Below are 16,303 nucleotides of genomic sequence, written 5' to 3' on the forward strand. Positions count from 1 at the left end.
CGCGCCCTATACGTAAGAAAATGATCAGCTGTGTCCAAACAATTTCATGTTCAACAAGCTATAACATGAAACCAGCATACCTCAAAACAGCCGTATTTCCAACGCTAAAACGCGGAATACGACAGCAACATGAGTTGTATGCGGTTTTCATGCTAAAGTCAGCCATTCTTTTTCCTCCTCTTCTTTTCGATTAGAATACTCTATTCAATTAAAAAAATCAAGCGATCTCTCCAAAAAAATCAGCTTCTTCTTTCTCACAACTTATTCTAAAAAGTCTTTAAGCTGTTTTGAACGTGATGGGTGCCGTAACTTCCGAAGAGCTTTTGCTTCAATTTGCCGAATTCGTTCACGGGTGACGCCAAAAACTTTCCCAACTTCTTCTAAGGTCCTTGTACGGCCATCGTCAAGCCCAAAGCGCAAACGCAAGACATTCTCTTCACGATCAGTTAAAGTGTCAAGTACACTTTCCAACTGTTCTTTGAGTAGCTCATAAGCTGCATGATCAGCCGGACTAGTCGCATCATGATCTTCAATGAAATCTCCCAGATGTGAATCATCCTCTTCACCTATTGGTGTTTCAAGCGAAACTGGTTCTTGTGCAATTTTTAGAATCTCACGTACCTTATCTGTCGGCATATCCATCTCAGCACCGATTTCTTCAGGCATAGGTTCTCTACCCAAATCTTGTAACATTTGACGCTGAATTCTGATCAACTTATTGATTGTTTCCACCATATGCACAGGAATTCTGATTGTTCTCGCTTGATCAGCTATTGCACGCGTAATCGCTTGTCTAATCCACCAAGTTGCATAAGTCGAAAACTTAAATCCTTTACGATAATCAAATTTCTCAACTGCTTTCATTAATCCCATATTTCCCTCTTGGATTAAATCAAGAAATGACATTCCGCGTCCAACATAACGTTTAGCAATCGAAACAACAAGACGCAAGTTGGCTTCAGCAAGTCTTTGTTTAGCTTCATCATCGCCTTCTTCAATTCTTAAAGCTAAAGCAACTTCTTCATCGGCAGTTAATAAATTCACACGACCGATTTCCTTAAGATACATTCTAACCGGGTCATTAATCTTAACACCAGCAGGCGCCGAAACATCTCTGTCTTTAGTTGCTTTTTCTGCCTCGCTTGAAGCAGCCTTTAAACTATGTTCGCTAGGTTCGCCTTTTTCATCAACAACTGAAATGCCTGAATCCTCAACCTTTTGAATCATTGATTCCATCTGTTTCGCTTCTAAACCAAATGGTGTTACAAGTTTCTTTGTTAAATCATCGTAATTAATCTGTTTTTTCGCTTTATATTTTCTAATGAGTTCACGTAAAGCCTTAGTATATGCTACCTTATTCAATGCGTTGCTTTTTTTATTTTCTGCCATGGGAGGTCCTCCTTATAATGATGTCGACTTTTCTACCTGTTGTTGGCGTAATAGACTGACTAACTTGACTGTCAAATCAGTCACTAAATCATTGTTATTCATCCTTTTAGCATCGGAAAGCTGTTTTCTAATGTCTTTTATTTTATTTTCCAATGGAGATTGATGCATAATCAAGTCAATACAATCATCGACCTCCTCTTCGCTTGTTTCTTTCGCATAAGCACCTAAAGCTAGCTCTATTAAAATTTGGCGTAAAGCTTCATCTTCTAGATAATCAAGGAAACGCGCTGTATCATATTCATCATATGCGTTAAAATAGCCTTCAGCGATCATATAAATCGTTTGGTACACATCATGCACAAAAGTAAAGCCGCTTATTTCTCTCAGTTTCAACCAAACACTATGGTCATGCAACAGACGATACAATAACAAACGCTCCGCTTTTTCCACACGGTCGATATGTCTTTGATTATTTTTAGACTTAACGATACGGTCTTTTCGCAGTACTTCATTCGAATTATTTTTCTGTTTACTATTATTTTGCCCTAGTTTATTAACATATGTTTGCAATTGGGATTCAAGATTTATTTTCTCGATTCCAAAACGTTTAGCGAGCTGATTTAAATATATATCTCTTTCAACTGGCGATTGGACTTTTGCCAACTGTTGCAAAATATCAGCCAAATAAGCTAATTGATCCGCTTCGTTTGCTAAGTTGCGCTCCTGTTCATAATAGCGCATATAAAAAGCAATGACAGTTTCATGTGAACTTTGTGCTAGCTGCTTAAATTTTTCTTCACCGTATTTTTTAACATACTCGTCTGGATCCATTTTTTCGGGAATATGCAAAACTCCGAGTTTCATTTTAGTTAAGGGCTCTAAAAGAGTCAAAGCTCGTGCTGTCGCATGCTGCCCTGGATCATCACCATCATAGCAGATATCCAGCCGGTCAGTTATTCGTTCAAGCAAGTAAATTTGTTCATTCGTTAAGCTTGTCCCCATTGAAGCAAGTCCATTTTCAACTCCCGCCCGATAAGCAGCTAAAACATCCATAAATCCTTCAAACAAGATAGCCGACTTGTACTGGCGAATTTTACTTTTCGCCTTGTCAAAATTAAAAAGCACCTTGCGTTTATTAAAAATTACTGTTTCTGGGCTGTTTAAATATTTGGGTTTCTTATCATCTTTAAGCAAAAGCCTTCCAGAAAAAGCGATTGTTTCACCACGAGGATCGCGGATTGGAAAAAGAACTCGATTTTGAAAGCGTTCTTTAAAAGAACCATCTTGCATCTCCACAAAAAGACCCGACTTACGCAAAAGTTGATGATCCAATCCTTTTTCTTTAAAGAAGGCTTCTAATAGCTCTTTAGATGGTGCATACCCCAAATTAAATTCCTCAATCATGGCATCATCTAAACCACGTTTATGCAAATAATCTAACGCTTGTTCCCCCATCGATGTATTCACTAGAATATGATTAAACAAGTGAGCAGCATCGTTATACATCTTTTTAAGTTTTGTAGTTTCAGATGATTCAGAAACATTATCACTTGATAAATTCTGTGTGATTTCTTTGTCCAACTGTACATTTCCTAATTCAGCGACACGCACAACAGCATCCGGAAATGACATGTTTTCAACTTCCATAATGAATTTAAAAACATTGCCCCCACGATGACAGGAGAAACAGTGAAAAATCTGTTTTTCTTCTGTCACAGAAAACGATGGTGTTTTTTCTTCGTGAAAAGGACAAAGTCCAAAATAATTTTTCCCTGATTTTCTAAGTTGGACATACTGCCCAACTATATCAACAATATTGACACTAGAGCGTACAGTCTCGATAACTTCTTCTGGAATTCGCCGACTCACACTATATCACCCCATTTGTCTAATAGTTGTTATGTTTACAAAAGTCGCACGCTAACGTGCGACTTTTCAGAAAAATTACAATCATATTCATAATACAATATCAGTTTTCAAAAAGCAAATAATTAAATTGTGTCTTAAAATAAACCAACTATCACTGCAAGTTTATCACGGAATCCTTAATTTTCAATCAAAAAAGGCTTTGTCGCTAACTAGAATCCCCCTAGTGACAACAAGCCCGAACCACTGTGCATATCTTTAGCGGTTTCAATCAAAGTTTTCAAACTTACTTAACATTTAGCTTATCCAGTTTACCCAATCGCTGTGTTAATTTCGAAAGCTCTAAAAGCTGAGCTAAACGATTAGCACGGACTTTTTCATCCTCAACCATAATCATCGTTTTTTCAAAATAGTTATCAATTAGCGGACGCAACGAACCCAGAGCAGCATATAACTGTTCAAGTGAATTAGTAGCAGCTCCACTAACTTTAATCTTTGAAACCGCCTCAAACAGATCCTTTTCTGCTTCGTTTTCAAATAATGACGTATCGATTTTTTGTGTTGCATCATTTGGGGCCTTTTTAGCTAAATGCAAGACACGCGTTAAAGCTTCGATGTTTTCCTTAAAATCATTATCATTTTGATGACTTTTCAGAATATTTGCTGCTTCACGCATTTCAACAAATGAATTGTTCGAAACTCCAGAAGCAGTTTCAATTACGTCAAAGCCGAATTTACTTTCACTGAGTAATTTCTTTACACGTTCAACTATGAAGGCACCCATTTCATCATAGTTCTCTGTAGGTTTAATATTCTTATACAGTATCGGTTCGTTTTCATAGTTTTGCACTATTATTTTTTGCAGTGAATCAGCCGAAAAATTCCAATTTCGTGCAAGTGTAATTCGAACAATCCCTAAGGCCTGCCTTCTCAAGGCATACGGATCATTTGATCCTGTTGGTATCATCCCAGATGCAAAGAATGCTCCAATACTGTCAATCTTGTCAGCAATAGCTAGCAAAGCTCCGACTTTGGACTCTGGCAACACGCCATCTGAAGAATTAGGCAGATAGTGCTCACGAATCGCAGTCGCAACCTCCGGAAGTTCTCCCATTAACAGAGCATATTTTTCGCCCATCACACCTTGAAGTTCAGAAAATTCACCGACCATGCCTGTAACTAAATCAAACTTATAAATCTGTGCGGCTCGATCCAATGCTTTTTCTTCAGATTTGCTCAATTTATTTTCTTTGTCCAGAGCTGCAGCTAAAAGCTTGCATAAAGAACGGACACGTTCCATTTTTTCGTACACTGTACCAATTTTGTCATGAAACATAACTTTTTTGAGTCGATTAGCATAGTCTTCAATCGTTTTTTGCTGATCCTCATGGTAGAAAAAGGCCGCATCTTCAAGTCTTGCCGTCAAAACTTTTTCATTTCCAGCCACAACATTTTCCAAATGTTCATCATTACCATTGCGCACTGAAACAAAATTAGGTAGTAAATTATCTGACTGATCCAGAACATAGAAAAAGCGTTGATGATCTTTCATTGAAGTTATCAAAACTTCATCTGGAATATCTAGATACTTCTCAGCAAAGCTTCCAGCAAATACAGTTGGGAATTCAACCAAATTGTTGACTTCTTCAAGTAAATCAGAATCGACAACAATCTTCCAATTGTTTTGTGCTGCTAATTTTTCTATCTGCATTTTAATCATTTGCTTACGCTCAGCGGCATCCGCAATAACTTTTTGCGTGACTAATGCTTGGGGATAGTCCTCTGCACTCTCCAATACCACTTCATTGCCCAAGAAACGATGTCCTTGCGTAACACGGTTTGTTTGAACATTTAAAACACTGAATGGAATCACTTGTTTATCTAAAAGTGCTACCAACCAACGGATAGGACGTACATACTTAAAATCATTATTTCCCCAACGCATCATAGTTGGAAAAATCATTGAAGTAACTGCTTCTTTAATTCCTACCAAAACTTCTGCTGCCGTTTTGCCTACAATAAACTTTTTAACATATGCATACTCAGTACCCTTGAGTTCCTTGAAAAAGATATCATCTGGGGACATTCCTTGACCACGTGAAAATCCGATCGCAGCTTTAGACCAGTTCCCGTCCTTATCAAGCGCTATCTTCTTAGCTGGCCCTTTAGCTTCTTCTTCAATGTCATTTTGCTTGTCAGCCAACCCGGTAATTTTAACAGCTAATCTGCGTGGTGTTGAAAAAGTGTCTATCTTATTAAAAACTAAACGCTGATCTTTCAAGAAAGTTTCAACACGCTCTTTTAATTGGCGAGCACTCGGAGTTACAACATGCGCAGGGATCTCTTCTAACCCTACTTCAAGTAAGAATGTATGGCTCATACCTATTTGTCCTCCTTTAATAACTTATTCCGCAATTTTTCATCTTTTAGTAAAGGGAAACCTAATTTCTTTCGTTCAGCTACGAAAACCTTAGCAACAGACTTGGCCATATTACGAATCCTCGCTAAATAACCAGCTCTTTCGGTGACAGATACCGCACCACGCGCATCCAACAAATTAAACGTATGGCTACATTTTAAAACATAGTCATAGGCTGGATGAACTAAACCATTTTTAATCTGTTTTTTTGCTTCTTGTTCATAAGTATCAAACAGATTAAATAACATTTCCTGATTGCTTTCTTCAAACGAATATTTGGAATGTTCATACTCTGGTTCACCAAAAATATCACCATACTTGACTCCTGCTGCCCATTCTAAATCAAAGACAGAATTAACATCTTGAATATACGATGATAAACGTTCCAGTCCATATGTAACTTCTGATGCGACAGGTTTGACTTCCAGGCCTCCAACCTGCTGGAAATATGTAAACTGTGTAATTTCCATTCCATCTAACCAGACTTCCCAGCCAACACCAGCACAACCCATAGATGGATTCTCCCAGTTATCTTCAACAAACCTAATATCATGTTCATTAGGATCGATACCCAGCGCACGTAAGCTATCTAAATATAGATCTTGAATATTTGCTGGAGATGGTTTCATGATGACTTGAAACTGGTGATGCTGATAAAGGCGGTTAGGATTTTCACCGTAACGCCCATCCGCTGGTCGTCTTGAAGGTTCTACGTAAGCTGCATTCCAAGGCTCAGGACCAATTGCACGTAAAAAGGTATACGGACTCATTGTTCCGGCACCTTTTTCAGTATCATATGACTGCATCAACATACAGCCTTGTTTTGACCAAAAATGCTGCAGCGTTAAGATAATATCTTGCAAAGACAATTTTTCCGACATTGTTTTCCTCCTCATAATTAGCGAATGAATCTTCACTTATGGAAACATAAAAAAACCTATGCGACCACAAATGAACAGTCACATAGGGACGATCTTTATCTAACCGCGGTTCCACCCTACTTCTAGTAATTATTAACTAGCTACTTAATTAAACTAGACTCCGAAAACGCCAATATATTCCATTTGTGCCTGCTCTCACCAATTATCCAGACTCGCTGCAACTGCAGAAATATACCCTTTTCCATCATTGCCTATCATATCAAATTAAGAATAAGCGAGATAACACTATTTGTCAATTACCTATCATCATTTAAAACAATATGCGGCCATTTTTTTATATCATCAAGAAATTTTTTTGCTTTAATGTTGACTCCGACATCATTATTGTAAATTTGGTTTAAAGTTAACCGTAATTTGTCTTTTGTTTCCTCTTTGACATTTATTGACCCGAGCCTCATAATATCAACTTGCGAAAAAAAGCGAAGAAAATAAATTGTGCGACGATCCAGTCGAAGCCGGTTTGGATCTAAATGCCAATGCTTTTGGCACAAAAGGCCCCCATAGCTTTCTGAAAAATCACAGATTCCAGTATTATCATGACAAATGACACAATTCCTCAAATTAGGCTTAACTCCAAATCTCCCTAATAACTGAATTTCAACAATATTTGTCACAATTGCAGCATCCAGACCATTGTTGATCAATGAAATTGCCTTTTCAATCTTGATATACCACTCATTTAAGGGGTGATTATCATTAAAGGCCGCCTCTGCAAGCCCCAAGATATACGCAACGTAGGCGTTCAAAATAATGTCTTGGCAGATGGCCTGATACTGGCTGGCTTCCTTAACTGCACTGATGAATGACAACCCCTCATCATTGATCGTTCCAATGTAAGTTGCTTTCGTAAATGGAAGAATAGCAGCACTTAAACGAAAACCTTTTTTACGAGCACCACGCACGAAAAACATCTTAAATCCAAAACGATCAGTCAAAATTTTAACCAGCATATCACGTTCACGATAGTCCTTACGATATACAACGATTCCCGAAAACTCAGCCATTTTCGTTGTTCCCAAAACTATCACTCCTTTGCTGGTTTCTTTTCGCAATCAAAAAAATCAGCGTTGTAGCCTTGCTTTTGCGTCAGCTTATTTTAATAATCATCTTGTCTGTAACCTAAAGCTTTTAAATCAGTTTGTTTATCTCGCCAATTGTTTTGAACTTTTACCCATAACTCTAAATAAACTTTATCACCCAAGAGCAATTCAATATCTTTGCGTGCCTTTGTTCCAATCGTCTTCAGCATTTTCCCGCCTTTTCCAATCAAAATCCCCTTTTGAGAGGACCGCTCAACAATGATTGTCGCTTGAACAAGAATCTTTTCTTCATCTTCTCTTTTGACACGTTCAACAATTACAGCTACCGAATGTGGAACCTCTTCTCGTGTCAGCTCTAGGACCTTTTCACGGATTAATTCACCTGCAATAAAACGTTCTGGATGATCCGTAACTTGATCTTCTGGATAAAATTGAGGTCCTTCAGGCAAAATAGTGCTGATTGCTGCTATTAATTCTTCACAGTTGTTTCCCTGGAGTGCAGAAATCGGATAAACTTCCTGAAAATCCAATTCCTTACGATAATCATCCACAATTTCTAGAAGCTGATCTGGATGTATCTGATCAATCTTATTTATCACTAAAAAGATAGGCTTCTTGACTTCTTTTAAGCGTTTAATAATAAAATCGTCTCCGCGTCCCCGCTTTTGTGTAGCATTAACCATAAATAAAACAGCATCCACTTCATTCAAAGTTGATAATGCTGCTTTAACCATAAAATCCCCAAGCCTACTATGCGGTTTATGGATTCCAGGTGTATCAATAAATACAATCTGTGTTGTCTCAGTTGTATATATTCCCTGAATCTTGTTACGTGTTGTTTGTGCTTTGTCACTCATAATGGCAACTTTTTGTCCAACCGCACGATTTAAAAAAGTTGATTTGCCTACGTTAGGACGTCCAATAATAGCAACAAAACCTGAATGTTTTTTTATCTCCATTTTCTACCCTCTTAATCTAAAATAAATTACACAATTTCGGAACAAAAATAATAAGCGCGACAATAAGCGCAAAAAGCGCTGACAGCAAGACTGCGCCTGCGGCCATGTCTTTCGCTTTTTTTGCGAGTAGATTATATTGGTAATCGGTTACCAAGTCAACAATATTCTCCGCAACTGTATTCCAAATCTCATTGATGATCACAAATGAAATACTTAAACACAGCCATAACCACTCACCTGCAGTTAATTTTAAAAACCACCCTAGTATAAGAGCTGCAGCAGCTGCGAGAAAATGAAAGCGCAAATTGCGCTCTTCACCCATCATTGTTTTCAGCCCCTGACAAGCATGATAAAATGATTGCTTAAATTTAGTATGTTTCCATCTCTTTTTTTTATTTTTTAAGTCCATAAGCATCCAAAATCTCACGTTGTAAATTAAACATAACCGTCTCATCTTCATGGCGCATATGATCATATCCGTTAAGATGCAAAAAACCATGAACTGTCAAAAAGCCAAGTTCTCTTTCTTCTGAATGTCCAAGATACGCCGCCTGTTCTTTCACCTTCTCAATTGACACCATAATATCTCCAATATTTTTTGGTTCCACAAAGTCACTATCTTCCGGCATGATAATTGGAACATCGTCATCACTCTGTTCTTCGATTGCAAAACTAATAACATCAGTGGCCTTGTCAACGCCGCGATATTTCTTATTGATTGCGTGTATTTTTTCATTATCCATTAGTGTTACCGACATCTCAGTATTTTCTGGCAAGTCAATATAATTTCCAGCGAAATTCAACAAGTTTGTTATTAACTCGATCCATTCTTGACTTACCTGTTTAGTTTCATCATAGATTTCTAAATCCACTATTTTTGCCCCTCTTTTTCAGTTTCATTTGCATAAGCTTGAATAATTTCAGCGACAACCGGATGCCGTACAACATCTGCTGCGTCAAAATTAACAAATTCTACATGAGCTAGATTCTTTAAAATATTCTCTGCATCAACTAATCCGCTTTGTTTATGTCCGCGAGGCAAATCAATTTGCGTCTTATCGCCGTTAACAACCATTTTGGAACCAAACCCAAGGCGTGTTAGAAACATTTTCATTTGCGCTCTAGTTGTATTCTGAGCTTCATCTAATATGACAAAAGCGTTGTCAAGCGTTCTCCCGCGCATATATGCTAACGGCGCAATTTCAATCACACCCCGATCCAGTAAACGTTCAGTGTGTTCTTTTCCCAAAACGGCATGCAAGGCATCATATACTGGGCGCAGGTAAGGATCTACTTTCTCCTTTAAATCTCCTGGCAGAAAGCCTAAAGACTCACCAGCCTCCACAGCAGGTCTGGTAAGAATTATTCGCTCTACTATATTTTTTTTTAGAGCAGCGACCGCCATGACAACAGCCAAAAAGGTCTTGCCGGTTCCGGCGGGACCTATTCCAAAAACAAGATCACTATTTTTTATAGCTTGGACATATTGACGTTGTCCGAAGTTTTTTACGCGGATTGGTTTCCCTTTTTGATCTTTAAGCAGCACATCTGTATATAAATCTTGAAAATAGTCCAAGGTCCCTTTGTCTGCCATCTTTATTGCAGACAAGACATCAGAACTGCCTATTGTAATATTCTGTGCAAGCAAGTTGGATAGCTGCTGCAGGATTTTCAAAGCGCGCGCAACTGCGTTCTCTTCTCCGGTAATTCTTATCGTATCTCCGAAAGGACGAATGACAATATTCTCGCCTTCTTCAAGTAATTCAACATATTTATCATGGGTTCCCAGCAAAGCAACACCTTGTTGAGAATCGGTTAATTTGAACTCTTTTTCAACCAACTGTTTTTCCGTCAATCCATTTTGCTCCTTTAATTAAGCATTATATGGTTAAATCATAGCATAAAAGGCGCTTTAACAAAAGCTAAGGCTTTAATAATATTCCTCTGCAAAAACAAAAGACGAATCGTCTATCACAGACAATCCGTCTTTTGCATTAACAATCCAATACATACTGCTATTGAATCAAAAATATTATTTCAACAATGATTTTACAACTGAATTTACCAGTTTTCCATCAGCTTGTCCCTTGACTTGAGGCATAACTGCACCCATCACTTTACCAAAATCAGCTTTCGATGATGCTCCAACTCGTTGCATCGTTTCTTGAACAATAGTCTTTACCTCATCTTCGCCAAGCTGTTTCGGCAGATAGCGCTGAACAACTTTAATTTCGTTTTCCAGACTAGGAACCAAATCGGCACGTCCAGCATCTGAAAACTCAGCAACAGAATCCTTGCGTTGTTTTAACTCGCGTGACAGAACAGCTATTTCTTCATCAGAAGTTAAAGCATGGCCCACTTTAATCTGTTCATTTGTCGCAGCGGACTTTAACATACGAACAGTACTCAAAGTTTCCTTATCATGAGCCTTCATCGCAGCTTTCAAATCATTATTTAATGAATCAAGTAAGCTCATCAGTTCTATCCCTCCTTAGGAATTAGAAACGACGCTTGTTCTTACGCTTCCTTGCTGCTTCAGATTTTTTCTTGCGTTTCACACTAGGCTTCTCGTAGAATTCACGTTTACGATATTCTTGTAAAGTACCTGTTTTTGAAACGGTACGTTTGAAGCGACGAAGAGCGTCATCAAGAGATTCGTTTTTACGAACGACTGTCTTTGACATTTTGTTTCCCTCCCTCCGAGCTTAAAATGTAACCGTTATATTCTGCATAAACACACAAACTTTTAACAGTTCTATATTATTATACCCAAACCTTAAGCAGTCGTCAATATAACTTTACCGGTATTCAAAAAATAATCAGGAAAAAGAATTTAATGCTGATTGTTTTAAATGATAATTCATTATATTATATACATATGGTGAATAAAGCGTTTTTAATTTCAATAGGTGGGGGAAAAAAATGTCGAATACTAAGCAAATATCTATCTTTATAATTTCCGATTCTTTGGGAGAAACAGGCTATAGTCTCGCTCAGGCGGCAGCTGTCCAATTTCCTGATATCGATTTTAAGCTTCATCGTTTTCCGCTGACTAAAACAATTTCGCTTTTAGGTGGTATTCTTGCTAAAGCCAAACGTGCTGACGCACTGATTATCCATACTTTTGTTGATCCTCAACTTTCGGAATACGTTACTTCCTTTTGCGAAACTAATGGTCTTGGTGTCTTAGATGCATTGTCTCCTCTGCTCAATACGATCAAAGAAAAAACCGGTTTAGAACCACTGGGACAAGCCGGACTAAACCACAACCTTAATGAAACGTATTTTAATCGAATTAAAGCTCTCGAATTTGCAGTCACTTACGATGATGGTAAAGATCCGTCGGGTTATTTAAAAGCAGATATTGTGCTTTTAGGTGTTTCGCGCACCTCAAAAACACCCTTGTCATTGTATCTTGCCAATAAGAACTTTTTGGTAGCCAATCTTCCACTTGTCCCTAAAGCTAAGGTGCCCGATGAACTCTGGAAAGTCGATCGTCAAAAAATAATTGGTCTTACTAATGATCCCAAAATCCTTAATAATATCAGACGTGAACGTATGCTGACATACGGTCTGAATCCGGATACCAACTACTCTAATGTAGATAATATTGAAGCTGAGTTGGAATATGCAAACAATTTGTATAAAAAATTAGGATGTCTTGTTATTAATGTTTCGAACAAGTCGATTGAAGAAACCGCCACCTTGATAACAGAGAGCCTAGCTAAATAGTCTTCAAAAATTTTTCTTTTGGATGCTCTAATTTAACAAGTGTGTACCAAAAGTCATTGCTTGAACATTAAACCATTTTAGTGTCTGTAATATAACTCTGACGCAAAAGGGATCGGACCAAAACCTGCGTTTTAGTCCAACCCCTTTTTTCGGTATAAGTTAAATTTCTCAATCAAAAGAATTATATTTGACCTTTATTAGTAACAATTTTAGCCAACATTTCAGAATCAAAAGTTTGCTCTTTAAACATTTTGATCTCATAAGCGTATGGAGGAAAAGCATTTTTCTTATCAGGACCAACATACGGTGTTTCCATAATTTTAGGAATTTCTTTCAGTTCACTGTGGTGAACAATATAATTTAGTGCATCAAAACCAATGGTTCCAAAACCGATATTAGCATGCCGATCCTTATGGCTGCCCAATTCATTTTTAGAATCATTAATGTGAACGACCTTTAATTTATTTAAGCCAATAACATGATCAAATTCATTGAGAACACCGTCAAAATCTTCCTTAACATTGTACCCTGCATCATTAGTATGACATGTGTCCAGCGTTACTGAGAGTTTTTCATTGTGTGTCACTCCATCTATTATCTGCGCAATTTCTTCAAAAGTTCGACCGACTTCCGTTCCTTTGCCTGCCATCGTCTCGATTGCAATTTGTAAGTTTTGTTCAGGATCAATGACTTTGTTAAGTCCCTTAACTATGTTATCAATGGCCGCTTCTGCACCTGCCCCAACATGTGCTCCCGGATGAAATGTCATCTGTTCAGCACCAAGAGCTTCCGCACGTTTGACCTCATCTTTCAGAAAAGCAACCGCAAATTCGAAATTTTCAGGTTTTTTGGTATTGCCCAAATTGATAATATATGGGGCATGCACCACAATATTGCTGATTTTATGATTCTTCATGTAATCATGTCCAGCATCAATGTTCATATCTGCAATTTTTTTACGCCGTGTGTTTTGAGGGGCCCCCGTGTAGACCATAAAAGTTGTTGCGCCATAGCCAGCGGCTTCTTCAGCCGAGCCTAAAAGCATTTTACTACCCTTCATTCCAACATGTGATCCAAGTAACATTTGCAATTCTCCTTTTTAACTTAAATTTAAGTCATAAACCAAGACAACTGAAAACAGCTTTAAAAACATTATATTTTACTTTTTAATTCAGCATCCTTAGCTGTTTCATTCTAAATAATATCTTATGATTCGTTCTGCCGCATAACCATCATTTTTTGTATTCCATAACCTATTGAACTCGCTAAAATCTGCTTGATCTGCCGGCTTTTTCAAAGCTGAAAATAAGTCTTTCGTCGTTCTAAGCAGTGGACCAGGCAGCCATTTTTTAAAATCAGGTTGAATACCGACTTTATTTTGATATTCATCTAAGTCATAACAATAAAACAAAATTTCTTTTGCATTTTCCAGTAGTGAATAGTCAAAAATAACCGATGAATAGTCCGTAATTAAACGATCTGCTACAGGCAAAATATCCTCCGTCGAAAGATCATCCAGCCACAAAATGTTCTTTCTCCCACGAAAACGATCACGAATAGTTTTTACGCGGTCTCCCAAGTGCGGATGAAGTTTAATTATTAATACCTGTTTTTTATCTAATCGATTCATAATCTCAAAAAAAGATTGTGGTAAATTAATTTTTACCCCTTCGGTACCTTCACGATAGGTCGGTGTATATAAAATAATCTCTTTGCTCTTCAAAGCGGGATATTGTCGATAAAAAAACTGCCTCTTCTTCGAAGCCCATTCTGAATGTGAAAATTTATCGGATCGTGGATAACCCAGAATTAACATCTTATTTTTTTTAACATGATAACTCTTGGAAAAAATTGCAGCCATCATAGTCGAAGCAACAACATAATCATCGAACTGATCGTATACTTTTTGAAATCTTCTTTTATCAGCAGAGCTCCTCAGTAATGTTTTCGGTTCTTGCCAGCCGAATGACTTAACTGCTCCATTTGCATGCCAAACTTGGACAATTTTTGTTTTTTGATGATTAAAGCGGCAACCAGCCAAAAAGGCATAATAGTTATCACAAAACAAAAGCTTAGCAGATAAAACAACTCGTAATTTAGATAGTACAAAATGAAGACCTTCAGTAAAACAGACCGTTTCTATCCCAAAACTGTTCAATTCTAGTGCTGCTTCTTTGCAGCTTGGATAATACAGTATGACCAGACGTTCTTTTTTAATTATGCATCTCTTAGACATTTTTTTGATAAACTCATTATTATTTCCAAAGCTCATCAAATAGACGACCAGTTTGGGATCTTTCAGATTAAATAGAAGCGAAAAAAGCCGTACCAGCCAGATATATATCATTTTTTTCATTATTCAACATACTTTCTCAAAAAAATATTTCTGTTTCAAAATATTTATTAATTTAAGGCTCTGGTTCATAGAAACGTCCCATAATTTTAACATTATCTGAAATGCTGACAAATGCATACGGGTCTGATTCCTCCATTGCATTTTTCAAATCAATTTGTTCGTAACGCGAAATAACAGTGAAAAGAATTGTTTTTTGATCATGCCGATATGCACCCTCAGCTCCATGAACAATAGTGATGCCCCGACGCATATGAGTTTGAATACAATCAACAACGCTTTTAGGCTTATTAGTTACAATCATAACCTGCATTTTTTGCTGGCGCGTATAAACAATGTCCATTACACGTGCATTAACAAAAATTCCAAGTGCTGAGTAAAAAGCATAAGGCCACCCATAAACTGCCCCAGCAGCAAGAATGATAAAAGTATTAAAACAAATGTTAATTGTTCCGATACTTTTTCCTGTATGTTTACGCAAAGTCAAACCGATAATATCTAAACCGCCCGTTGAAATTCCATTCTTTAAAGCCATTCCTGTTCCAAAGCCATTTATAGCAGCCCCAAAAATAGCACAGATAATAGGATCTTTTGTTAATGTAACTATTGAAATGGATTTAATCATAATACTTGAAAAAACAACTGATAAAAAAGTAAAAAAAGTGAAGCGATGGCCAATTTGCTTCCATGCTAAAAAAAACAACGGAACATTAAGTATGAACAGCAATGCTGCTGTCGAAAGTTGAAAAGGTGTATACCTCTTTACCAAGGTAGCTATTAATTGAGCTAATCCAGTTATTCCAGATGAATAGATATTCCCAGGCACCCAAAAAAAATTCATTGCTACTGAAACTAAAATACCATAGATAAAGGATGTTGAAGCGCGGGCAACATACTGATGCCGTTTCCAAATTTGTTGAATCTCATCCATAAATCTTTTTTATCTCCTTAATTTCTCGGACAAGTTTAATTTGACCAATTATTTTTCTTAAAGGATTGACGCTGTTTTTCCTCAAGTTCGAAACGAGCTGGGTCCTTTTGATAGAAATTTTGATGATAATCCTCTGCCTGATAGAAAGGCTTTGCGTCTTCGATCTGAGTTACAATCGGTGCACTAAAACGACCACTTTCTTCCAAAGCCTTTTTAGAAGCCAACGCAATTTTTTTCTGTTCTTCGCCCTCTGTAAAAATTACCGGCCGATAATTGTCACCCCGATCCTGAAACTGACCCATTGCATCCGTCGGGTCAGTCTGCTGCCAATAGATTTGGACCAGCTGTTCGTACGAAATTATCTCAGGATCAAAGATAATTTTGACAGCCTCCGTATGTCCCGTACGATGTGAACAAACCTCTTCATAAGTTGGGTTGGGGACATGACCTCCTGTATATCCAGAAATAACTTTTATAATTCCCGGATGTTCATCAAACGGTTTGACCATGCACCAGAAACAACCCCCAGCAAAAATCGCTGTCTCCTCTATCTTACTCAATTTCAAGCCTCCTATAATTCATTTTCGTGATTACCTTATAAGATAAACTAATTTCATGCATTCAGCAACAGTTGTATCACGTTTGAAAACAAATATTTTAAATTCAAATACTG

At 37.5% G+C, this 16,303-nt stretch carries 16 protein-coding genes; 1 reads left to right on the plus strand and 15 read right to left on the minus strand.

Translation table 11 applies throughout. From position 1 onward, the window contains the following. Positions 1-261 precede the first annotated feature (261 nt). The 11 genes from rpoD to rpsU all read right to left on the minus strand — a co-directional run bounded on the left by rpoD (position 262) and on the right by rpsU (position 11,298). A complete protein-coding gene (gene rpoD, locus FC19_RS03885) occupies positions 262-1,389 on the minus strand; it encodes an RNA polymerase sigma factor RpoD (protein WP_057875683.1) in 1,128 nt (375 codons plus the stop codon). 12 nt (positions 1,390-1,401) lie between these two features. Continuing rightward, positions 1,402-3,258: a DNA primase gene (gene dnaG / locus FC19_RS03890; protein ID WP_057875684.1), complete on the minus strand. Its 1,857-nt coding sequence runs from the start codon at positions 3,256-3,258 to the stop codon at positions 1,402-1,404. 283 nt (positions 3,259-3,541) lie between these two features. Then, positions 3,542-5,635 (minus strand): glycine--tRNA ligase subunit beta, encoded by a 2,094-nt coding sequence (glyS, locus tag FC19_RS03895; protein ID WP_057875685.1) that lies wholly within the window; start codon positions 5,633-5,635, stop codon positions 3,542-3,544. Between the two features lie 2 nt (positions 5,636-5,637). Next, positions 5,638-6,555: a glycine--tRNA ligase subunit alpha gene (gene glyQ, locus FC19_RS03900; protein ID WP_057875686.1), complete on the minus strand. Its 918-nt coding sequence runs from the start codon at positions 6,553-6,555 to the stop codon at positions 5,638-5,640. Positions 6,556-6,851: 296 nt separating this feature from the next. Then, positions 6,852-7,634 carry a DNA repair protein RecO gene (gene recO, locus FC19_RS03905; RefSeq protein WP_057875687.1) on the minus strand — a complete coding sequence of 261 codons (783 nt, stop codon included), beginning with the start codon at positions 7,632-7,634 and terminating at the stop codon, positions 6,852-6,854. Between the two features lie 77 nt (positions 7,635-7,711). Continuing rightward, positions 7,712-8,614, minus strand: a complete 903-nt coding sequence (gene era, locus FC19_RS03910; protein WP_057875688.1) for a GTPase Era — start codon at positions 8,612-8,614, stop codon at positions 7,712-7,714. A gap of 16 nt (positions 8,615-8,630) precedes the next feature. Further along, the gene (locus FC19_RS03915; RefSeq protein WP_338037337.1) at positions 8,631-9,113 is read right to left on the minus strand and encodes a diacylglycerol kinase family protein; all 483 of its coding nucleotides are present in this window, start codon (positions 9,111-9,113) and stop codon (positions 8,631-8,633) included. Further along, positions 9,007-9,486, minus strand: coding sequence for an rRNA maturation RNase YbeY (gene ybeY / locus FC19_RS03920; protein WP_057875689.1), 480 nt, complete (start codon positions 9,484-9,486; stop codon positions 9,007-9,009). Before ybeY ends, FC19_RS03915 begins: the two co-directional genes overlap by 107 nt. Further along, the gene (locus tag FC19_RS03925; RefSeq protein WP_057875690.1) at positions 9,486-10,469 is read right to left on the minus strand and encodes a PhoH family protein; all 984 of its coding nucleotides are present in this window, start codon (positions 10,467-10,469) and stop codon (positions 9,486-9,488) included. Before FC19_RS03925 ends, ybeY begins: the two co-directional genes overlap by 1 nt. A 177-nt stretch (positions 10,470-10,646) precedes the next feature. Beyond that, positions 10,647-11,090, minus strand: coding sequence for a GatB/YqeY domain-containing protein (locus tag FC19_RS03930; RefSeq protein WP_057875691.1), 444 nt, complete (start codon positions 11,088-11,090; stop codon positions 10,647-10,649). 22 nt (positions 11,091-11,112) lie between these two features. Then, a complete protein-coding gene (gene rpsU / locus FC19_RS03935) occupies positions 11,113-11,298 on the minus strand; it encodes a 30S ribosomal protein S21 (protein WP_003690207.1) in 186 nt (61 codons plus the stop codon). Positions 11,299-11,536: 238 nt separating this feature from the next. Between rpsU and FC19_RS03940 the strand changes: the two genes are divergently transcribed. After that, positions 11,537-12,346, plus strand: a complete 810-nt coding sequence (locus FC19_RS03940; protein WP_057875692.1) for a pyruvate, water dikinase regulatory protein — start codon at positions 11,537-11,539, stop codon at positions 12,344-12,346. 181 nt (positions 12,347-12,527) lie between these two features. Here the strand turns inward: FC19_RS03940 and FC19_RS03945 are convergent, their stop codons facing one another. The 4 genes from FC19_RS03945 to msrA all read right to left on the minus strand — a co-directional run bounded on the left by FC19_RS03945 (position 12,528) and on the right by msrA (position 16,181). After that, on the minus strand, positions 12,528-13,430 hold the full coding sequence (locus FC19_RS03945; protein ID WP_057875693.1) for a deoxyribonuclease IV: 903 nt from the start codon (positions 13,428-13,430) through the stop codon (positions 12,528-12,530). Between the two features lie 105 nt (positions 13,431-13,535). Beyond that, positions 13,536-14,702, minus strand: a complete 1,167-nt coding sequence (locus tag FC19_RS03950; protein ID WP_057875694.1) for a CDP-glycerol glycerophosphotransferase family protein — start codon at positions 14,700-14,702, stop codon at positions 13,536-13,538. A gap of 52 nt (positions 14,703-14,754) precedes the next feature. Beyond that, positions 14,755-15,630, minus strand: coding sequence for a YitT family protein (locus FC19_RS03955; RefSeq protein WP_057875695.1), 876 nt, complete (start codon positions 15,628-15,630; stop codon positions 14,755-14,757). 35 nt (positions 15,631-15,665) lie between these two features. Continuing rightward, entirely contained in the window at positions 15,666-16,181 is a 516-nt protein-coding gene (gene msrA, locus FC19_RS03960) for a peptide-methionine (S)-S-oxide reductase MsrA (RefSeq protein WP_057875980.1), read from the minus strand. Positions 16,182-16,303 lie beyond the last annotated feature (122 nt).

The sequence above is a fragment of the Liquorilactobacillus aquaticus DSM 21051 genome, from assembly GCF_001436755.1.
Taxonomy (GTDB): Bacteria; Bacillota; Bacilli; order Lactobacillales; family Lactobacillaceae; genus Liquorilactobacillus; species Liquorilactobacillus aquaticus.

Bases quoted from the DNA above. Each gene is read 5' to 3' on its own strand.
- FC19_RS03945 (WP_057875693.1), bottom strand. From the start codon at position 13,430: ATGTTACTTGGATCACATGTTGGAATGAAGGGTAGTAAAATGCTTTTA.
- glyS (WP_057875685.1), bottom strand. From the start codon at position 5,635: ATGAGCCATACATTCTTACTTGAAGTAGGGTTAGAAGAGATCCCTGCG.
- era (WP_057875688.1), bottom strand. From the start codon at position 8,614: ATGGAGATAAAAAAACATTCAGGTTTTGTTGCTATTATTGGACGTCCT.
- glyQ (WP_057875686.1), bottom strand. From the start codon at position 6,555: ATGTCGGAAAAATTGTCTTTGCAAGATATTATCTTAACGCTGCAGCAT.
- FC19_RS03930 (WP_057875691.1), bottom strand. From the start codon at position 11,090: ATGAGCTTACTTGATTCATTAAATAATGATTTGAAAGCTGCGATGAAG.
- FC19_RS03915 (WP_338037337.1), bottom strand. From the start codon at position 9,113: ATGGTTTTTTGCATCTTAACGGATATGATCATATGCGCCATGAAGATG.
- FC19_RS03950 (WP_057875694.1), bottom strand. From the start codon at position 14,702: ATGAAAAAAATGATATATATCTGGCTGGTACGGCTTTTTTCGCTTCTA.
- FC19_RS03955 (WP_057875695.1), bottom strand. From the start codon at position 15,630: ATGGATGAGATTCAACAAATTTGGAAACGGCATCAGTATGTTGCCCGC.
- FC19_RS03940 (WP_057875692.1), top strand. From the start codon at position 11,537: ATGTCGAATACTAAGCAAATATCTATCTTTATAATTTCCGATTCTTTG.
- rpsU (WP_003690207.1), bottom strand. From the start codon at position 11,298: ATGTCAAAGACAGTCGTTCGTAAAAACGAATCTCTTGATGACGCTCTT.
- rpoD (WP_057875683.1), bottom strand. From the start codon at position 1,389: ATGGCAGAAAATAAAAAAAGCAACGCATTGAATAAGGTAGCATATACT.